The sequence below is a fragment of the Kitasatospora sp. NPDC097643 genome, assembly GCF_040302625.1.
Taxonomy (GTDB): domain Bacteria; phylum Actinomycetota; class Actinomycetes; order Streptomycetales; family Streptomycetaceae; genus Kitasatospora.
Window position 1 is genome coordinate 43,097 of record NZ_JBEOSA010000055.1, and the last position, 19,004, is coordinate 62,100.

Here is a 19,004-nt window from a genome sequence, read left to right on the forward strand (position 1 = left end):
TTACTTCACCCGGCCGAGGTAGCTGCCGTCGCGGGTGTCGACCTTGACCTTCTCGCCGGTCACGACGAAGAGCGGCACCTGGATCTCGGCACCGGTCTCCAGGGTGGCCGGCTTGGTGCCACCGGTGGAGCGGTCGCCCTGGACGCCCGGCTCGGTGTGCTCGATGGTCAGCTCGACCGCGGCCGGGAGCTCGATGTACAGCACGGCGCCCTCGTTGGTGGCGACCAGGGCCTCGAAGCCCTCCAGCAGGTACTTGGCGGCGTCGCCGACGACGGCCGGCTCGACCGTCAGCTGGTCGTAGGTGTCCATGTCCATGAACACGAAGTTCTCGCCGTCCTTGTACGAGAACTGCATGCCGCGCTTGTCGACGTTGGCGGTCTCGACCTTGGTGCCCGCGTTGAAGGTCTTGTCGACGACCTTGCCCGTCAGGACCTCCTTGAGCTTGGTGCGCACGAAGGCCGGGCCCTTGCCGGGCTTGACGTGCTGGAACTCGACGACGGACCAGAGCTTGCCGCCATCGAGCTTGAGGACCATGCCGTTCTTGAGATCGTTCGTGGAAGCCACGGGCGCACTTACTCCTGGATATAGCTGTCAAGGAACCAAGGGTTGCGTCCTGCCGCCGACGGCCCGGGGGCCGTGGTCACAGGGCGAGGAGCTCCTTGGTGGTGATGGTGAGCAGCTCGGGCCCGCCCTCCTCAAGGGGGCGCACGACGAGCGTGTCCTCGATCCGGACGCCGCCCTTGCCCGGGAGGTGGACCCCTGGGCCGACGGTGACCGGCACGCGGCTGTCCAGTTTACCCATGTCCGACGGACCGAGGCGCGGCGCCTCCCGGATCTCCAGCCCGATGCCGTGCCCCACCGGGTGCGGGGAGAGCTCGGAGTGGCCGGCCGCCTCCAGGATCTGCCGCGCGGCCCGGTCGGGCACGCACTGCTCGACACCCGGCCCGAGCGCCTCCCGGCCGGCCCGCTGGGCCCGGAACACCAGCCGGTGCAGCTCGACCTGCCAGGGCGCGGGGGCCGCGCCGATCACGAAGGTCCGGGCGGTGGAGACCCCGTAGCCGCGGTACTGGGCACCCATCACCACGGTGAGGAAGTCGCCCTCCTCCACCCGGCGGTCGGTCGGCTGGTGGGCGGGCTGGCCGGAGTGGCTGCCGGTGCCGACGGACACCGGGAAGGCCGCCCGGTCGGCGCCGTGGTCGATCATCCGGCGCTCCAGCTCCATCGCCAGGTGCCGCTCGGTGCGGCCGACCAGGATCGACTCCAGCAGCTCGCCGAGCGCCTGGTCGGCGATCTCGGCGGCGATCCGCAGGTCGGCGATCTCGTGCTCGTCCTTGACCACCCGCAGCCGCTCGACCACCTGGCCCAGGTCGGCCAGCCGGACGCCCTCGGCGAGGCCCGCGACCGCCCGGTGCCGACTGACGGTGAGGTCGTGCTCCTCCACCGCCAGGTCCGAGACCCCCAGCCGCGCCGCCGCGGCGGCGGCCGCGAGGGCGGTGTCCGCCCCGGCCGACACCGGGACCTGCGTGACGTCCGCGGCGATCAGGTGTTCCCCGGTGTCGTCCGGCGGCAGGTCGTCCGGCAGCGCCAGCAGCACCCGCTCCCGGGTCAGCAGCAGCGTGGCGCCGCAGGGCGCGCAGCCGGTGAGGTACCGCACGTTCGCGGCCCGGGTGATCAGCGCCGCATCGGCCCCGGCCGCACTGCAGTGCTCCCTCACACGCTCCCGCCGGCCCGCGTACGCATCAGACATGCGTCGAGCCTACGAAGCCCCACCCCGATCCGCCCGCCGAGCGCCCCCGACTGAGCGCGCTCCCGCCTCCACACGCCCTCCCCCACGCCCGCGCGCCACCCGGGAATGACCGCGGCGGAGCCGGCGTTGAGGGCAAGTGAAAACGACATCCATTTCGGTGTACGGTTCGAGCTCGGCCCCGAACCAGCACCGCACACCCCGGGAGGACCCATGGCCCGCAGCGAACTGCGCCCCGTCGTCAAGCTCCGCTCCACCGCCGGCACCGGCTTCACCTACGTGACCCGGAAGAACCGCCGCAACGACCCGGACCGCATCGTCCTGCGCAAGTACGACCCGGTCGCCGGCCGGCACGTCGACTTCCGCGAGGAGCGCTGAGCCCCGGACACGCGAACGGCGCCACCCCCAGCCCGGGGCGGCGCCGTTCGTCGCGTTCGAGGCTCAGCGCGGCGGCGGGACGGAGACCACCATGGTCAGCCGCAGCACCGCGCCGCCCGCGTTGCGGTAGGCGTGCGGGTGCGCGGCGTCGAAGGAGACGGTGTTGCCGGCCGGCACCACGTGCTCGCGTTCGCCGTGCACCAGGGTCAGCTCCCCCTGCTCGACCCGGATGATCTCCATCGTCCCCACCGGGTGCGCCTCCGCGGAGTACCCTTCGCCGGGCTCCATCCGCCAGGCCCACAGCTCCAGCGGCCCGGGCGCCTCGACCCCGTTGAGCAGGGTGCCGGTGCCGCCGGACGGCCCGGTCCACAGCGGGACGGCCTGCTCCTCGGGCACGATCCGCACCCCCGGCCCCTCCTCGTAGTCGAGCAGCCGCGCGATCGAGACGCCGAGCGCGTCGGCCAGCCGGACGACGGTGGCCACGCTGGGGTTGGTGCGGTCCTGCTCGATCTGGACGATCATGCCGCGGCTGACGCCGGAGCGGGCGGCGAGGGCGTCCAGGGTGTGGCCGCGCTCGGCGCGCAGCCTCCGGAGGTTCCGGGCGAGGGCCTGGGAGACGAGATCGGGGTCCGGCACGCGGGCAGTCCTTGAAGTCCTCGGTGCGAAATGGTCACGGCAAAGTGCAAAATCTTGTTCGATAAGTTCAGTTCAGTGCACTACGCTGCCATCCCGGCAACAAAGTCCACCCGACTGTACTGCGGAGTGCATTGTGCTGTCCTCACTTCCCCCCTGCCCTGCCGGCGCGCTCCGGTGACCGCCGTCCTCGCCCTCAGTGCCAGCCTGCTCTGGGGCGTGGCCGACTTCGGCGGCGGCGTGCTCGCCCGGCGGCTGCCCGCGCTCACCGTGGTGGTCGTCTCCCAACTGATGGCGGCCGCCGTCCTGCTGCTCGCCGTGCTCGCCACCGGCAGCTGGACCGACGCCTCCCCCGCCCTCTGGTACGCCGTCGCCGCCGGGGTGATCGGCCCGTTCGCCATCCTCGCCTTCTACCGGGCGCTGGCACTCGGGCCGATGGGCGTGGTCTCCCCGCTGACCACCGTCGGCATCGCGGTGCCGGTCGGCGTCGGGCTCGCGCTCGGCGACCGGCCCGGCCTGCCCCAGCTCGCCGGGATCGCGGTGGCCCTGGCCGGTGTGGTGCTGGCCGCCGGGCCCGAGCGCGGCGGTCCGACGGCCGCCCGCAAGGCGCTGCTGCTCACCCTGGGCGCCGCCTTCGGCTTCGGCTCGTGCATGGCGCTGATCGCCCACGCCACCACCGGCGGGCTGCTGCTCGCGCTCTGCGTCCAGCGGCTCTGCAACGTCGCCGTCGGCGGCACCACGCTGCTGGTCACGCTGCGCGGCGCGCGGCCCGCCGGCCTGCTGCCCCGGCTGCGGGCCGGGCTGCCCGCCCTCACCGCGGTCGGCCTGGCCGACGTCGCCGCCAACGGCGTCTACGCGCTGGCCTCGAACGGCGGCTCGGCGGCCGCCGCCGCCGTGCTCGCCTCGCTCTACCCCGTGGTCACCGCACTGATGGCGCGCGGGGTGCTCAAGGAGCGGTTGCGCCCGGTCCAGGTGGTCGGCGCCGGGCTCGCCGTGGCGGGGACACTGCTGCTCGCCGCCTCCTGACCGACGGTCACTGCTCGGCCGGCGCCCAGCGCTTCTCGACCCCGGCCAGCTTCCAGTAGCCGATCGCCACCGCCCAGACCACCACGAACAGCCCGGCGATCGCGTAGCCGACGTTGTCCAGCGAGATGTCCGCGATCCAGCCGCTGACCGGGTCGCTCAGACCGAGCTTTTCGTGCAGCACGGTGACCAGCTCGATGGTGCCGATGATGAACGCCACCGCGATCGACAGCCCGGTGATGGTCAGGTTGTAGTAGACCTTCCGCACCGGGTTGGAGAACGCCCACTGGTAGGCGAAGTTCATGAACGTCCCGTCCAGCGTGTCGAACAGGCTCATCCCGGCCGCGAACAGCAGCGGCAGGCAGGCGATCGCGTACCAGGGCAGCCCGGAGGCCGCGCCCGAACCGGCCATCACCATCAGGGTGACCTCGGTCGCGGTGTCGAAGCCCAGGCCGAGCACCATGCCCACCGGGAACATCTGCCCCGGCCGGGTGATCGACTTCGTCGCCCGGTTCAGCACCCGGGCCATGAAGCCGCGCGAGTCGAGGTGCTGCTCCAGCTCCGCCTCGTCGTACTGCCCGGCCCGCATCGCCCGGAACACCTTCAGGATGCCCAGCAGCGCGGCCAGGTTGAGCGCGCCGATCAGGTAGAGGAAGACGCCGGAGGTGCTGGTGCCGATCATGCCGAGCCACTTGTGCGTGGTCGACTCGTCGTCCATCAGGGTGTCGGCCAGCTGAGCGCCGCCCGCCACCAGGGCGGCCATGATGACCACCATCGAGGAGTGTCCGAGGGCGAACCAGAAGCCCACCGAGACCGGCCGCTTGCCGTCCGCCATCAGCTTGCGGGTGGTGTTGTCGATCACCGCGATGTGGTCGGCGTCGAAGGCGTGCCGCATACCGAGGGTGTACGCGGTGATACCCAGGCCCACCCCGAAGACCTGGGTACCCACCGCGTAGTTCCGGGGCGCGACCAGGAAGATGAGCGTCCCGAAGGCCACCACGTGCATGGCCAGGATCACCCCCATCAACCCGGCCGTGCGGAGGGTGTCCTCGCGCTTCCAGCGGAAGGACGGCAGGACGGACGACGTCGCCGCGGCCGTGGGGGCCGCGGTTTCGGGCAGGGTCATCTCGGGATCACGCTCCAGCACCTCGTGGAAAGACGGTCGTGAGATGCCGTGGCCGGTCTCCTGGCTCCCGGGGATCCGTACCCGCCTTCCCAGGCGCGCGAGGCGCCCAGTGGCGTCGTGGGTACGGACGGACTCCATCGCTGCCGATGGCCCCGGTCACAGTGGCGAGGGCCGCTCCGGACTGGGACCCCTGAGGGTCCGTCACCGGTCTTCCCGAGCACCACGGCGGGCAACACCGTAGGGGTGCGGAGCAGGCCGGTGCAAGGCTGCACACCTGCGCAGGTGTTCAGGATCACAGCCCCTGGCCTGCAAGAATGTCCCCATGCATCTCGTACCGGCCGACCGCGCGGACCACCGCACCATCGACGGGCACCGGGTCTGCGAGGCCATCGCCGCCATCGGCGACACCGCGCACGTCCGGTCCTGGTCCGAGCGGTTCTCCCTGCTCGCCGACCCCGGCCGGCTGGCCCTGCTGCTCGCGCTGCACCGGGCCGGCCCGCTCGCCGTCACCGACCTCGCCGTCGCCACCGGCATGCGCGACCCCGCCGTCTCCCAGGCGCTGCGGCTGCTGCGCACGGCCGGCGTGGTCACCGGCGACAAGGACGGACGAGTGGTGCGCTACCGGCTCGTGGACGAGGCCATGCGCCCCCTGCTGGACGAGTGCACCGCCGCCGAACACCACGAGCCGGTCACCGGGCCCACCGCGGCGGCCGGCTGACCGACACTCGGGAAACGCACCCCGGGGCGGCACCCCGGATGAGTACGATCATGGTGTGCCGTCCCGCCCCCACGCCTGGCCCGCCGACCGTTGGAACACCCGACCGGTCAAGGCCCGCGTGCTGGCGGTCGCCCGCACCCTCACCTCGGCCACCCGCGTCCTGGACGTCCTCACCCTGCTGAACCCCGACGGCATCGCCCGGTACTTCACCGTCAACCCCGGCTCCGCCTTCGCCGACCGCGCCCTGGACGACTACGTCCGCGGACTGCCCGGCTTCACCGTGCTGGACTGGGAGGACGCCGTCCGGCACCGCTTCGACCTGGCCGTCGCCTGCGCCGTCCACTCCTCCATGCACCGCCTGGACGCCCGCCTGGTCGTCCTCCCGCACGGCGCCGGCTACAACCGGCTGGTGACCGAGTCCACCGGCGACACGGTCAGCGCCGCCGGCCTCTCCCGCAACGAACTCACCCACCGCGGGCGGGTGTTCGTGGACGTCCTCGGCCTCTCCCACCCCGAGCAGCTGGACCGCCTGCGGGTCTCCTGCCCCGAGGCCGTGGACGTCGCCCGGGTGGTCGGCGACCCGTGCTTCGACCGGATGCTGCGCAGCCACCGCTCCCGCGACGCCTACCGCGCCGCGCTCGGCGCCGTCGACGGCCGACGGCTCGTCGTCGTCAACTCCACCTGGAGCGAGCACTCGTTATTCGGCCGCCACCCCGACCTGCCGCAACGCCTGGTCCGCCGGCTCCCCGCCGACGAGTACACCGTGGCCGTCGTCCTGCACCCCAACATCTGGAGCCGGCACGACCCCGAGGCCCTGCTCGACAGCGCCCGCCGGATGGGCCTGCGCCTGATCCCGCCCCACCAGGGCTGGCAGGCCGCCCTGGTCGCCGCCGACTGCCTGATCGGCGACCACGGCTCGGTCTCCGTCTACGGCGCCGCCCTGCAACGGCCCACCGTGCTCGTCGCCACCGGCGCCGCCGAACTCGACCCGCACTCCCCCAGCCACGCCTTCGGCCAGGCCGCACCCGTGCTCGACCCCGACGGCGACCTCGCCGCCCAGCTCGAACTGGCCCTCGCCCAGGACCCGGCCGACCTGCGCGGGATCACCGACCGTTCGCTCGCCCGGCGCGGCGAATCCGCCCGGGTGCTGCGCCCGTTGCTCTACTCCTTCCTGGACCGGCTGGACGAACCCACCGACGAGCCGCTCCTGCCGCCCTACCCCAGGCCCGACCCGCGCCCCGGCAGCACCGACCGGCCCACGGCCTACGACGTCGAGGGCAAGAGCGAGGGCACCGAGGTCAGCCTGCGGCGCTACCCCTTCGACCCGAACGACCACACCCCGCGCGGCTTCCACGCGCTCGCCGACGAGTACCCCGGCGACGCCCTGCGCTACACCGCCGAGGTCCTCGCCCGCACCGAGGCGCACGCCGAGCGCCCCGCCGCACGCTGGCTCGTCGACACCGCCGCCGAACTCCCCGGCCTCGCCGTCGCGGTGGCCGCCCTCGGCCCGGCCCGCCACCTCCTCCGGTTGCGCACCGGCCTGCTGCTGGAGGCCCGCGCCGAACCCGCCTGGGGAGCCCCCGAACCCGCCCTCGACCCGCTGCTGCTCGGCAGCGCCGTCGCCCAGTGGCTCACCTACGGCGGCGACCCGGCCGCCCTGCCCGCCCACGGCCTCACCGTCCGCACCGGCGAGCACCGCACCCGGGTGTCCTTCACCACCGGGCCTTCCTAGGGCCTGTCCTCAAGCTCCCGCAGCCGCGCCCGGCTGCGCTCCGCCAGCGCCTCGTCGCCCAACTCCTCCGCGAGGCCGACGAGCAGGGTGTGCGCCTGGGCCTCCTTCGCGTACTGGCTCCGCTCCCCGGCCTGCCGGGCGCAGTCCTCGGCATGGGCGACGGCGTGGTCGAGCTGCCCCAGGGCACGGTGGGCCCGGGCGCGGACCAGCGGCAGCTTCATCAGCATGTCGTCGTCACCGGTGTCCACGGCCCGGACGGTGGCCGCCTCCAGTACGGTCAGCCCCTCCTCCGGACGGCCGTCGGCGATCAGCGCCTGCGCCAGGTTGTAGCTCTGCACGATCTCGCCGTGGTCGTCACCCCGGTTGTCCGCCAGGGCCAGCGTGAACCGCTGCACCGCCTCGCCCGGGCGGCCGTCGGCCAGGCAGAGCAGGCCGTCGGTCTCGTGGAGCACCCCCGCCACCCTCCGGTCCGCCACCAGTGGCAGCTGCTCCGAGGCCAGTGCCAGCTGCTCGGCGGCGAGCCGGTACTCCTTGCGCTCGAAGCGGGCGCGGGCGAGCTGGTTGCGCATCCGGACCACGGCGTCCGGCCGGTTGTCCCACTGGGCCGACTCGATGCCGCGCTCGTGGGTCGCGATCCAGTCCTGGTAGAGCTTGCGTCCGTGGTACAGCGGCCAGAGCGACTCGCAGAGCCGCCACACCTCGCCGTGCCAGCCCTGCTGGGCCGCGGCCTCCACCACCGCGCGCAGGTCGGCCCGTTCGGCGTACAGCCACTCCAGAGCCGTCGCATCCGAGGCGAAACCGGGCAGTCCCTCGCCGCCGTCCTCCTGGAGCCGCAGCCGCGCGCCCATCGCCCGGTCGGCCAGCGAGGCCCGGCCCCGAAAGTACGCCACCACCCGGGCGAGCAGCTCGACCCGGCCGGGGAGCTCGCGCGCGCAGGCGTAGGCGTGCGTCCGCACCACGTCGTGGGCCCGGAAGCGGTCCTCCGGCCCGTCGTCGACGACCACGTCCAGCAGGTGGACGTCGCACAGCTCGTCCAGGGCCTGATCCGGCCGCTCGACACCCACCGCGCCCGCCAACTCGGCCGACACGAAGGAGCCCGGATGCACGCCGATCAGCCGGTAGAGCGCCTGCCCCGGCGGCGAGAGCCTCGCGTACACCGGATCGTAGGTCCGGCGGAGCTCCCCCTCCTCATTGTCGAGCATCGCCAACTTGGCTCCCTGGTCGGAGAGTTCGGCCACCACCTGGCCCACGGACAGCCGGCCCCGGCGCAGCAGCTGGCTGCCGACGGCGTTGAGTGCGAGCGGCAGTCCCGCGCACCGCTCCACCAGCGCGGCGACCTCACCATCGGTGCCCCGCCCCGCGCTCAACCAGCCCCGGACGAGGGCGGCACCAGCCGCCGCGCTCAACCGGTCCAGCTGTCGCACCTCGGCACCGTCCATCCGCAGCGCGTCCAGGCGCCGCCGACTCGCCACCACCACCAGCCCCCGGGACGGCAGCAGGGCGCGGACCTCGGAGGCGTGCTCGGCGTTGTCCACGACGAAGAGGCACCGTCGCCCGGCCGTGGCCGTACGGAACGCCGCGAACCGCTCGGCCTCCACGTCCGGCGGGCGCAGACCGAACGCCCGCAGGAATCCGCCCACCACCCCGGCGAGGTCCACCCCGGACTCGCGCCGGTAGGCCTTGAGGTCGGCGTACAGGACGCCGCCCCGGAAGTCCGCCGCATGCTCGTTCGCGAACTTCGTCGCCAGCTCGGTCTTGCCCACGCCGCCCAGGCCGGTGAAGACGACGATCGACGGTCCACCCTGGTCGGCCTTCCGCAACGCGGCGGTGAGCGCGGCGAGTTCACCCTCACGGTTGACGAAGAACGCACGGGCCGGTCGCACCTGGTGCGGGACCGGCAGCTCGGGCTCCGGATGGACCGTGACGTTCCCGCCCTGGATCACGTTCCCGTACACCGTGCCCGACACACTGTTGGAGACCTCGTAGTCGTCCACCCGTACGCTCCCTCCGGCCGGCCCGGGCCCCAGCCTACGGGCTCCGGGCCGCACCGGAACTGAGTCCGCCTCAGGCCGCCTGGCAGGTCGGGCACCAGAAGAGGTTGCGCGAGGCGTGCTCCTCCGTCCGTACGTCCGTCCCGCAGACCAGGCAGGGCATCGCCGCCCGCCGGTAGACGTAGACCTCGCCGCCGTGGTCGTCGACGCGCGGCGGGCGGCCCATCGCCTCGGGGGTGTGCTCGGGCCGGACGGTGTCGATCCGCCCGGCGCCGACGCCCTCGCGCATCAGGGCGACCAGGTCGGCCCAGATGACGCCCCACTCGGCCCGGGTGAGGTCGCGCCCGGCGCGGTGCGGGTTGATGCCGTGCCGGAACAGCACCTCGGCCCGGTAGACGTTGCCCACCCCGGCCAGCACCTTCTGGTCCATCAGCAGCGCGGCGACGGTTGTCCGGCTGGTCGATATCCGCCGCCAGGCGGCCTCCGGGTCGGCGTCGGCGCGCAGCGGGTCGGGGCCGAGCCGGGCGGCGACGGCGGCCTTCTCGGCGCCGGTGACCAGCTTGCAGGTGTTGGGGCCGCGCAGGTCGGCGTACCCTTCGTCGTTCGCCATCCGCAGCCGGACCAGGCCGACCGGTGCGGGCGCGGGGCCGGCGCCGAAGGTGAGGCCGCCGTAGAGGCCGAGGTGGATGTGGACCCAGCCGCCCTCCTCGAAGCCGAGGAACAGGTGCTTGCCGGTGGCCTCGGCGTCGGTCAGCAGCTGCCCGTCGATCGCCTTGGCCTCGTCGGCGAACCGGCCCTGCGGGCTGGAGACCCGGACGGGGCGGCCGCCGAAGGCGCGCAGGTTCTCGGCGGCGAGGCGGTGGATGATGTGGCCTTCCGGCACGGGCGTCGGCTCCCCCGGGTGGTTGGACAGGACCGGTCCATCATCGCAGTCGGCACCGACAAACCCGCAGGTCCGCCGGTCAGCGCACCGGCATGCCCATCAGCCGGGCCAGGATGACGCGGTCCAGCTCGGCGGCGGTGGCGGCGACGTCCAGGTACGAGTTGTCGATGATCGGCAGCCCGGAGTTGTACCAGCCGGCCATCCGGCCGTGGATGCGCGCCACCTCCTCGTCCCCGAGCCGCCGGTTGCCGCTGCGGCGGGCGTTGCGGCGCAGCACCGAGTCCAGGCTGGGCAGCAGCACCACCGGGATCATGCCGGGGCCGATGTGCCGCTTCCAGCCGCCGAGGCCGATGGCCGGGCGATCCGGGAAGACGGCGTCGTCGATGATGCAGGAGATGCTGTTGGCGAGGTAGTTGCGGCAGGCGAAGCCGCAGGTGCGGCGGGCCAGCCGGTACTGCGCCTCGGAGGCGTTGTTCCAGCCGGACTGCGGGTTGGCGAAGCCGGACTGCACCCACTCGCGGACGTCGTCCAGGCTGATGTGCGCGGTCGGGGTGGCCCGGTGCTCGGCCCAGTACCGCGCGACGGTGGTCTTCCCGGCGCCGGCCGGTCCGATCAGCAGGACTGCGATCGGCCCGCTGGGCGCGTGCCGCTGCGGCGGGTGGGCGGGCAGCTGGACGGGCGCCCCGGCGGGCAGCACGAAGTGCCCGGTGCCGCCCGCCGGTACCGGCGCGGTCGGCATGGCCGCAGTCGCCGCGGGAGCCTGCGGCACCGGGGCCTGCGGTGCCGGGGCCTGCGAAGCGGGAGTCTGCGGAGCCGGTGCCGGGGCAGCGGGTGCCGGGGCAGCGGGTACCGGGACGGTGGGTGCCGGGACAGTGGGTGCCGGAGCCGGGGCCTGCGGCGCCGGCGCAGGAGGCACGGCCGCGGGAGCGGGCACCGGAGCGGGCGGCGGCACCGAGGCGGGCGCCACCGGCGGCGGTGGCACCGGCGCCCCCGGCGGTGGCACGGATCGGCCGGCGGCCTGCTGCCCACCCGAAGCACTGCCCGGGTACGGCGGCACCGGCGGAGCGACGGGACGCGGCGGGACCTGCCCACCTCCGGCGTACTGCGTCACGGTCACCTCCCGACACCTCTCAGCGGGGACACTACACGTCGGCCCGGCAGCGGGCACAGTCCGCCGCCGGGCCGCTGACCAGCGGTCAGCGAGAGGTGAGCTGCTCGGCCAGGGCGCGCAGGGCCAGTTCGTACGAACCGATGCCGAAACCGGCGATGGTGCCGGAGGCCACCGCGGCGATCACCGAGGTGTGCCGGAAGGTCTCCCGGGCGTACGGGTTGGAGATGTGCACCTCGATCAGCGGCGCGGTGCGCTGCGCGGCGGCGTCCCGCATCGCGTACGAGTAGTGCGTGAACGCACCGGGGTTGATCACCACCGGCACCTGCCCGTCGGCGGCCTCGTGCAGCCACTCGACCATCTGTTGCTCGGAGTTGGTCTCGTGCACCTCCACCTCGAAGCCGAACTCCTTGCCGAGCACGGTGCAGCGCTCGACCAGCCCGGCGTACGAGGTGGCGCCGTAGACGTCCGGCTCACGGCTGCCGAGCCGGCCGAGGTTGGGGCCGTTGAGCACCATGACCCTGGTCACGCCGAGACCTCCGCGTAGGCGGCGGCCAGCAGGGTCGGGTCGGGGCCCTCCAGCACGGAGGTCTTGCCGAGGCCGTCCAGGACGATGAAGCGGAGCAGGTCGCCGCGGGTCTTCTTGTCGATCTTCATGGCGTCGACCAGCTTCGGCCAGGCGTTCGCCGGGTAGCGCAGCGGCAGCCCGAGCGCGGTCAGCACGGTGCGGTGCCGGTCGGCCGTCTCGTCGTCCAACCGGCCTGCCAGGCGGCCGAGTTCGGCGGCGAACAGCATGCCGACGGAGATCGCCGCGCCGTGCCGCCACTTGTACCGCTCGTTGCGCTCGATGGCGTGGCCGAGGGTGTGGCCGTAGTTCAGGATCTCGCGCCGGCCGGACTCCTTGAGGTCGCCGGAGACCACGTCGGCCTTGACCTGGATGGAGCGGCGGATCAGCTCGACGGTGTGCCGGCCGGACGGCGTCTTGGCGCCCTCCGGGTCGGCCTCGATCAGGTCGAGGATGACCGGGTCGGCGATGAACCCGCACTTGACGACCTCGGCCAGGCCGGAGACGTAGTCGTTCCTGGGGACGGTCTCCAGGGTGCCGAGGTCGGCCAGCACGCCCACCGGCGGGTGGAAGGCACCGACCATGTTCTTGCCCTCGGCGATGTTGATGCCGGTCTTGCCGCCGACGGCCGCGTCGACCATCCCGAGCAGCGTGGTGGGCATGGAGATCCAGCGGACCCCGCGCAGCCAGGTGGCGGCGACGAACCCGGCCAGGTCGGTGGTGGCGCCGCCGCCGAGGCCGAGGATGACGTCGCTGCGGGTGAAGCCGGTCTGCCCCAGCACCGACCAGCAGTACGCGGCGACCTCGGCGCTCTTGGCGTCCTCGGCGTTGGGCACCTGGAGCGCGATCGCCTCGTAGCCCTCGCCGAGCAGGTCCTCGCGGATGGCGTCGGCGGTGGCGGTGAGCGCCTCCGGGTGGATGATCGCGACCCGCTTGGCACGGGTGCCGATGAGCGGCGACAGCTCGCCGAGCAGCTGGTGCCCGATCAGCACGTCGTACGGGTCGTGGCCGGCGCTGCCGCCGACGTGAATCCTGACGATGGGGTCAGTCATGGGGGGTTTTCAGCTCCAGTGCTTCCAGTACGGCGTCCGCGACCTGCCCGGGGGTGCGGCCGGCGGTGTCGACGACGGCGGTGGCCACCTCCAGGTAGAGGGGGCGTCGGGCCTCCATCAGCTCGCGCCAGCGGGCCCGCGGGTTGACGGCCAGCAGCGGCCGCGGGGCGTCCAGGCCGACCCGCTTGACCGCGTCGCCCAGCGGGACCTCCAGGAAGACCACCGGCAACTCGCGCAGCAGCGCCCGGGTGGCCTCCGCCATCACCGCGCCGCCGCCCAGCGCGAGCACCCCGGGGTGCTCCGCGGCGGCATCGCGCACGGCGCGCACCTCCAGCTCGCGGAAGTGCGGCTCGCCCTCGTCGATGAAGATCTCCGGGATGGGCTTGCCGGCCAGTGCCTCGATGTCGGCGTCGGTGTCCCGGAACTCCACGCCGAGGCGTTCGGCCAGGGCCCGCCCGACGGTGGACTTGCCACTGCCGGGCGGGCCGACCAGCACGACGACCGGTGTGGTCATCGGACGATCAGGTGGTCGAGGTAGCCCTGCACGTTGCGCCGGGTCTCCGACACGTGGTCCCCGCCGAACTTCTCGTTCACCGCGTCGGCCAGCACCAGCGCGACCATCGCCTCGGCGACGATCCCGGCGGCCGGCACCGCGCAGACGTCCGAGCGCTGGTGGTGCGCCTTGGCGGGCTCACCGGTGCGCACGTCCAGGGTCTGCAACGCCCGCGGCACGGTCGCGATCGGCTTCATCGCGGCGCGCACCCGCAGCAGCTCGCCGGTGGAGAGCCCGCCCTCGGTGCCGCCGGAGCGGCCGGAGGTGCGCTTGACGCCCTCGGGGGTCGGCACGATCTCGTCGTGCGCCTGGGAGCCGGGCACCCGGGCCAGGTCGAAGCCGTCGCCGACCTCGACGCCCTTGATCGCCTGAATGCCCATCAGCGCGGCGGCCAGCCGGGCGTCCAGGCGGCGGTCCCAGTGCACGTGCGAGCCGAGGCCCACCGGCACGCCGTACGCCAGCACCTCGACCACGCCGCCGAGGGTGTCGCCGTCCTTGTGGGCCTGGTCGATCTCGGCGACCATCGCCTTCGAGGCGTCCGCGTCCAGGCAGCGCACCGGGTCGGCGTCCAGCTTCGCCTCGTCGGAGGGCAGCGGCAGCACGCCCGCCGGGGCCTTCGCGGCGGCCAGCTCGACCACGTGGCTGACGATCTCGATCCCGCAGGTCTCCTTCAGGTACGCGCGGGCGACGGCGCCCAGCGCGACCCGGGCGGCCGTCTCACGGGCGCTGGCGCGCTCCAGGATCGGCCGGGCCTCCTCGATCGAGTACTTCTGCATCCCGGCCAGGTCGGCGTGGCCGGGCCGGGGGCGGGTCAGCGCCTCGTTGCGGGCCAGGCCCGCCAGCACCTCGGGGTCGACCGGGTCGGCCGACATGACCTGCTCCCACTTCGGCCACTCGGTGTTGCCGACCATGATCGCGACCGGACTGCCCATGGTCAGGCCGTGCCGGACACCGCCGAGGAAGGTCACCTCGTCCTGCTCGAACTTCATCCGCGCGCCACGGCCGTAACCGAGCCGGCGGCGCGCCAGCGCGTCGGCCACCAGGGCGGTGGTGACCGGTACACCGGCGGGCAGGCCCTCCAGCGTCGCGACGAGTGCGGGGCCGTGCGACTCCCCCGCCGTCAGCCAGCGCAACGTACCCAACGGAGCTCCTTCATCAGCGGACCGGCCCACGGCACCGCCGCGGCCCGCCCGGACGTGCCTTCTGCCTGAATCCTTTCACGACCCGGCAGCACCCGGCGGCACAGTCCGCGTGACGGACAGCGACCGGCCACCCCCCAAGACGCGCACTCCCGTTCAGCCGCGCCCGGCGAGCGCCTTCTCCCCCGCCTCGCGCATCGCGGCCAGCGGTCCCGGCGTCCGCCCGGTGAAGGCCTCGGTCTGCAGCACCGCCTGGTGCACCAGCAGATCCAGCCCGCCCAGCACGGTCGCCCCGCGCTCGGCGCAGGCGGCGGCCAGCGCCGTCGGCCACGGGTGGTACAGCACGTCGAACAGCGCGCCCGGCGCGACGGGCAGCGCCGCGGCGAAGCCGTCGGTCGCGCCGACCGGCGTGGTGGAGACGGTCAGCGGCTGCGCCAGCGCCTCGGCACCACGCTCCCAGTCGGCGGTCCGGACGACCACGCCCAGCCGCTCGCCCAGCTCGGCCATCTCCCGGGCCCGCTCCGGGCTGCGCAGGTAGACCGTCACCTCGCCGGTGCAGATCTGGGCGAGCGCCGCCAACGCCGAGGAGGCGGTGGCCCCGGCACCGAGCACGGCGGCGGCCGGCACCTCGGTGATGCCGCGCTCGCGCAGCGCGTTGACCAGCCCGGGGACGTCGGTGTTGTCCCCGGTGCGCCGCCCGTCGGCGGTGAACACCACGGTGTTCACCGCGTCCACCGCGCGGGCCGTCGCACTCACCTCGTCGAGCAGCGGGATGACGGCCCGCTTCAGCGGCATGGTCAGCGACAGGCCCGCCCACTCGGCCTCGTCCAGCCCGGCGAGGAAGCCGGGCAGGCCCGCCTCGTCGACCTCGAAGCGGTCGTAGCGCCAGCCGTCCAGCCCGAGCGCCGCGAAGGCGGCCCGGTGCAGGTCCGGCGAGAGCGAGTGGGCGATCGGCGAGCCGAGCACGGCGGCCCGGTGCTTGCTGGTCAACGCTGGGTCTCCTGGAACGGGTCGGTCACTGCTTGGCGGAGGTGCAGTGGCCGCGCTCCTTGTCGAAGCCCTGGCCGGCCGCCTTGCAGTACGCCTCGACGTTGGCGTAGTGCTCCTTGCTGGTCTCCGCGAAGCGGGTCTCGGTCGGGGACATCGCGATGAAGTACAGCCACTTGCCGTCCGCCGGGTTGAGCACCGCGTTGATCGCGTCGTCGCCGGGGTTCGAGATCGGCCCGGGCGGCAGGCCCGGGTTCCGGTAGGTGTTGTACTTGTTGGACGCGTCGTCCATGTCCTTCTTGTCCAGCTGCTTGCGGCCGAGCGAGTACTGGAGCGTGGTGTCCATGCCGAGGGTGTGGTGCGTCTCGGGCTCGTTGGCCAGCCGGTTCTGGATGGTCTTGGCCATCTTGGCGAAGTCGGCGGTGTTGTTGCCCTCGCGCTGGAGGATGCTCGCCTCGATGAGCACCTCGTAGCCGTTCTTGAGGCCGGCCTTGGCAGCCTGGCCGTCGAGGTTGGCGTACTTCTCGGTGGCGTTCTTCACCATCTGCTTGAGCAGGTCCTCGGGCTTCATGCCCTCGGCGATGTTGTAGCGGGTCGGCCAGAGGAAGCCCTCGATGTTGCCCTTCGCGTAGTCGGGCAGGCCGAGGCTGGCGACCTGGGCCTTGGCGACGTTCGCCGTGGTGCCCTTCTGCAGCTTCAGCTTGTCGTCGATCTTGGCGTAGATCTCCGTCGAGTTCAGGCCCTCGGGCAGCACCAGCGCGGCACCGCCGGCCTGCTCGATCAGGGCCTGGAGCGCGGCCGAGGCCGACATCTCCTTCTTCATCGCGTAGAAGCCCGGCTGGATGGTCTTGCACTTGGGCTCGTTGTCGCAGGCCTTGCTGTACGCCTCGACGCTCTTCACCACGCCGGCGTTCTTCAGCACCAGGCCGACCTGGGCACCGAACGCACCCGGCTTGACCTCGACCTGGGCACTGCCGGTGCCCTCGCCGGTGAAGTCCGGCGGCGGGCCGAAGTGGTCCTTGTAGAAGCCGTAGCCCCACCAGCCGGCGCCGCCCATGGCGCCCAGCAGCACCAGCAGCACCAGCAGGCAGGCGCCGCCGTTGCGGCGGCCGGACTTCTTGCCCTTCTCCTTGCGCTTCTTCTGCGCGTCGCGGGAGTTGTCCTCCTCGCCGAGGAAGCCGACCTCCTCCGGCTGGCCGGGCTCCTCGTGGTGCCCGCCGTCCTCGTGGTAGGCCTCCGCGTGGTCGTCCCACTCCTCCTCGGCGGCCTCGTGCGCACCGACCGGGGCGGCGCCGGCCTCCAGCGCGGCGGCCTCGGCCTCCCAGTCGATCCCGTCCGGGCCGGGGCCCGACGGCGCCGGCGCGGCCTGCGCGGGTGCCGGAGCCGGCGCGGCCTGCTGCGCCGTGCCGGGCTGCTGGGGCATGCCGGGCTGCTGCTGGTACCCCTGCTGCTGCGGGTAACCCTGCTGCGGCATCGCCTGCTGCTGCCCGTAGCCCTGCTGGGGCATCTGCTGCTGGGGGTAGCCCTGCTGCGACATCTGTTGCTGCGACATCTGCTGCTGGGGGTACTGCTGTCCGCCCTGGTAGCCCTGCTGCTGGTAGCCCTGCTGGGCCATCTGCTGCTGGGGGTAGCCCTGCTGCCCCATCGACTGCTGCGGATACCCCTGCTGCATCTCCCCGTACGGCTGCTGGACCTGCTGGCCCTGCTGCCCCTGCTGGGAGTACTGCTGGTGCTGCTGCCACTGGCCGTCCTGCTGGCCGAGGACCGGCTGCTGACCGCCGTACCCGGGATCACCGGGGTGCCACGGCTCGGAGCCCTGGGGGCCGTAGCCCCGACCCAGATCGGTCATTGATCCCCTTAACCGACGGAACGGCCGGAGGATCGGACCGGCCGTCCGGGACGCCGTCCCGGCTGATTCTCGAACCGGCGTGCTAGTGCAGCGCCTGGGAGGAGACGTTACCGTACCGCAGACGCACCCCCGGCAGGGCGGACGCACGGTCAGTGCGCGACCTCACCCCCGGGTGCGACCCCCGGCTTCGACGACGCCCCCGCCGCCGGGGTGGCCGACGCCGACGCCGACGCCGAGGCCGAGGCGCTCGCCTTCGCCGCCCGGTAGGCGTTGAACTCCGCGACGTTGCGCTGCTGCACGTCGAAGCTGTCGGTGAACCGGGTGTCCCCCGGCTTCACGGTGACGAAGTACAGCCAGTCCCCCTGCGCCGGGTCCAGCGCCGCCATGATCGCCTGCCGGCCCGGGTTGCCGATCGGCGAGGGCGGCAGCCCGGGGTGCAGGTAGGTGTTGTACGGGGAGTCCAGCTTCGTCTCGGTGACGGTGGTGTTCAGGGTCGACCGGCCGAGCGCGTAGTTGATCGTCGAGTCCAGTTGCAGGGGCATGCCCTTGGCCAGCCGGTTGTAGATCACCCGCGCGACCTTGCCCATGTCCTCGGTGTTGTCGGCCTCGCCCTGCACCATGCTCGCCACCGTCACCAGCCCGTACAGGCTCTGCCCGAGGGTCTGCGCCACGACGTCCGCGTCGTCCCGGCTGAACTCCTTGCCCGCCCGCTCGACCATCTGTTTCAGCAGGTCGAGCGCGGTGGTCTCGTCCGTGACGCTGTACGTCGCGGGGAACAGGTAGCCCTCGGGGCTGCCCTTGGCGAACTCCGGCAGGCCCAGCTCGGCGGCCTGCTCCTTGGCGGTGCGCTGGGTGGTGCCCTCCGGCAGGCTCAGCTTCTTGTCGATCGCCGCGTAGATCTGGTAATCACGCCAACCCTCGGGAATGGTCAGGCCGTTGGCGTTGGCCGGGTCGATCAGCACGGCCAGCGCGGCGACGGCCGACATCTTCTGCCTCAGCGTGTACGTCCCGGGCTGGATCCGCCCGGCGGCCGCCGCGCTGCCCCTGGCCGCCCGGGTGAAGGCGAGCGAGCTGGCCACCACTCCGTTGCGCACCAGCGCGGACGCGATCTGGGACAGGCCCGCGCCCTCGGGCACCGAGACCTGGACGCTGCCGGTGCCCTGCCCGGCGAAGTCCGCGGCGGCCGGCGGCTTGCGCTGGCCCTGCAACCAGCCGTACCCCGCGAGTCCGGCCCCGCCGAAGACCGCCACCAACGCGAGCGCGGTCAGCCCGCAGGCCAGTCCGTTGCGCCGCCGGTGCGGATCCGGCGCATCGGAGCGCGGCCGGGGCGCACCCGGCGGACGGCCCTCCGGCTCCAGCACCGGCGCGCCCAGGTGACCGGGGCTGAGCCCCGGATGGAAGTCCTGGTCGGTCATGGCTCGTGCCCCCTCGGCGGTCCCGGACGAACGACCCCCTCCCCCGCCCCGCCGGACGCCATTCCGCCCCGGACGGTGGCGAGCATCACGTCGTGCGGATGCTTACGG

At 73.3% G+C, this 19,004-nt stretch carries 18 protein-coding genes and 1 riboswitch; of the genes, 4 read left to right on the top strand and 14 right to left on the bottom strand.

The annotated features are described in order from the left end of the window. Together efp and ABTY15_RS28980 are read right to left on the bottom strand one after the other, a co-directional pair. Positions 1-564, bottom strand: coding sequence for an elongation factor P (efp, locus tag ABTY15_RS28975; protein WP_350601867.1), 564 nt, complete (start codon positions 562-564; stop codon positions 1-3). Between the two features lie 76 nt (positions 565-640). After that, positions 641-1,747 (bottom strand): M24 family metallopeptidase, encoded by a 1,107-nt coding sequence (locus tag ABTY15_RS28980; RefSeq protein WP_350601868.1) that lies wholly within the window; start codon positions 1,745-1,747, stop codon positions 641-643. A gap of 210 nt (positions 1,748-1,957) precedes the next feature. Between ABTY15_RS28980 and rpmG the strand changes: the two genes are divergently transcribed. Further along, positions 1,958-2,122 (top strand): 50S ribosomal protein L33, encoded by a 165-nt coding sequence (gene rpmG / locus ABTY15_RS28985; RefSeq protein ID WP_350601870.1) that lies wholly within the window; start codon positions 1,958-1,960, stop codon positions 2,120-2,122. 63 nt (positions 2,123-2,185) lie between these two features. Here the strand turns inward: rpmG and ABTY15_RS28990 are convergent, their stop codons facing one another. Further along, positions 2,186-2,758 (bottom strand): helix-turn-helix domain-containing protein, encoded by a 573-nt coding sequence (locus ABTY15_RS28990; RefSeq protein ID WP_350601872.1) that lies wholly within the window; start codon positions 2,756-2,758, stop codon positions 2,186-2,188. 174 nt (positions 2,759-2,932) lie between these two features. Between ABTY15_RS28990 and ABTY15_RS28995 the strand changes: the two genes are divergently transcribed. Beyond that, complete coding sequence (locus tag ABTY15_RS28995) at positions 2,933-3,781, top strand: EamA family transporter (RefSeq protein WP_350601873.1); 849 nt, start codon at positions 2,933-2,935, stop codon at positions 3,779-3,781. Positions 3,782-3,788: 7 nt separating this feature from the next. Here the strand turns inward: ABTY15_RS28995 and nicT are convergent, their stop codons facing one another. Further along, a complete protein-coding gene (nicT, locus tag ABTY15_RS29000; RefSeq protein ID WP_350601874.1) occupies positions 3,789-4,904 on the bottom strand; it encodes a Nickel transporter NicT in 1,116 nt (371 codons plus the stop codon). Between the two features lie 33 nt (positions 4,905-4,937). Further along, positions 4,938-5,144, bottom strand: a riboswitch (cobalamin riboswitch). A gap of 82 nt (positions 5,145-5,226) precedes the next feature. On the opposite strand from nicT, the gene ABTY15_RS29005 reads away from it, so the two are divergent. Next, on the top strand, positions 5,227-5,622 hold the full coding sequence (locus ABTY15_RS29005; protein WP_350601875.1) for an ArsR/SmtB family transcription factor: 396 nt from the start codon (positions 5,227-5,229) through the stop codon (positions 5,620-5,622). Between the two features lie 55 nt (positions 5,623-5,677). Beyond that, a complete protein-coding gene (locus tag ABTY15_RS29010) occupies positions 5,678-7,354 on the top strand; it encodes a CDP-glycerol glycerophosphotransferase family protein (RefSeq protein ID WP_350601876.1) in 1,677 nt (558 codons plus the stop codon). Here ABTY15_RS29010 and ABTY15_RS29015 read toward each other — a convergent pair. The 10 genes from ABTY15_RS29015 to mltG (ABTY15_RS29060) all read right to left on the bottom strand — a co-directional run bounded on the left by ABTY15_RS29015 (position 7,351) and on the right by mltG (ABTY15_RS29060) (position 18,896). Then, positions 7,351-9,348, bottom strand: a complete 1,998-nt coding sequence (locus ABTY15_RS29015) for an AAA family ATPase (protein WP_350601878.1) — start codon at positions 9,346-9,348, stop codon at positions 7,351-7,353. The genes ABTY15_RS29010 and ABTY15_RS29015 overlap by 4 nt on opposite strands. Positions 9,349-9,418: 70 nt before the next feature. Next, complete coding sequence (locus tag ABTY15_RS29020; RefSeq protein WP_350601879.1) at positions 9,419-10,228, bottom strand: Fpg/Nei family DNA glycosylase; 810 nt, start codon at positions 10,226-10,228, stop codon at positions 9,419-9,421. Positions 10,229-10,307: 79 nt separating this feature from the next. Then, entirely contained in the window at positions 10,308-11,285 is a 978-nt protein-coding gene (locus ABTY15_RS29025) for an AAA family ATPase (protein WP_502893616.1), read from the bottom strand. Between the two features lie 139 nt (positions 11,286-11,424). Next, a complete protein-coding gene (gene aroQ / locus ABTY15_RS29030; RefSeq protein WP_350601891.1) occupies positions 11,425-11,853 on the bottom strand; it encodes a type II 3-dehydroquinate dehydratase in 429 nt (142 codons plus the stop codon). A gap of 8 nt (positions 11,854-11,861) precedes the next feature. Continuing rightward, positions 11,862-12,953, bottom strand: a complete 1,092-nt coding sequence (gene aroB, locus ABTY15_RS29035; protein WP_350601880.1) for a 3-dehydroquinate synthase — start codon at positions 12,951-12,953, stop codon at positions 11,862-11,864. After that, the gene (locus tag ABTY15_RS29040) at positions 12,946-13,467 is read right to left on the bottom strand and encodes a shikimate kinase (protein ID WP_350601882.1); all 522 of its coding nucleotides are present in this window, start codon (positions 13,465-13,467) and stop codon (positions 12,946-12,948) included. Before ABTY15_RS29040 ends, aroB begins: the two co-directional genes overlap by 8 nt. Continuing rightward, positions 13,464-14,648, bottom strand: a complete 1,185-nt coding sequence (aroC, locus tag ABTY15_RS29045) for a chorismate synthase (protein WP_350601883.1) — start codon at positions 14,646-14,648, stop codon at positions 13,464-13,466. The genes ABTY15_RS29040 and aroC overlap by 4 nt, the downstream gene beginning before the upstream one ends. 153 nt (positions 14,649-14,801) lie before the next feature. After that, complete coding sequence (locus ABTY15_RS29050) at positions 14,802-15,635, bottom strand: shikimate dehydrogenase (RefSeq protein WP_350601884.1); 834 nt, start codon at positions 15,633-15,635, stop codon at positions 14,802-14,804. A gap of 25 nt (positions 15,636-15,660) precedes the next feature. Next, positions 15,661-17,481, bottom strand: a complete 1,821-nt coding sequence (gene mltG / locus ABTY15_RS29055) for an endolytic transglycosylase MltG (protein ID WP_350601885.1) — start codon at positions 17,479-17,481, stop codon at positions 15,661-15,663. 149 nt (positions 17,482-17,630) lie between these two features. Further along, positions 17,631-18,896: an endolytic transglycosylase MltG gene (mltG, locus tag ABTY15_RS29060; protein WP_350601887.1), complete on the bottom strand. Its 1,266-nt coding sequence runs from the start codon at positions 18,894-18,896 to the stop codon at positions 17,631-17,633. Positions 18,897-19,004: the final 108 nt, after the last annotated feature.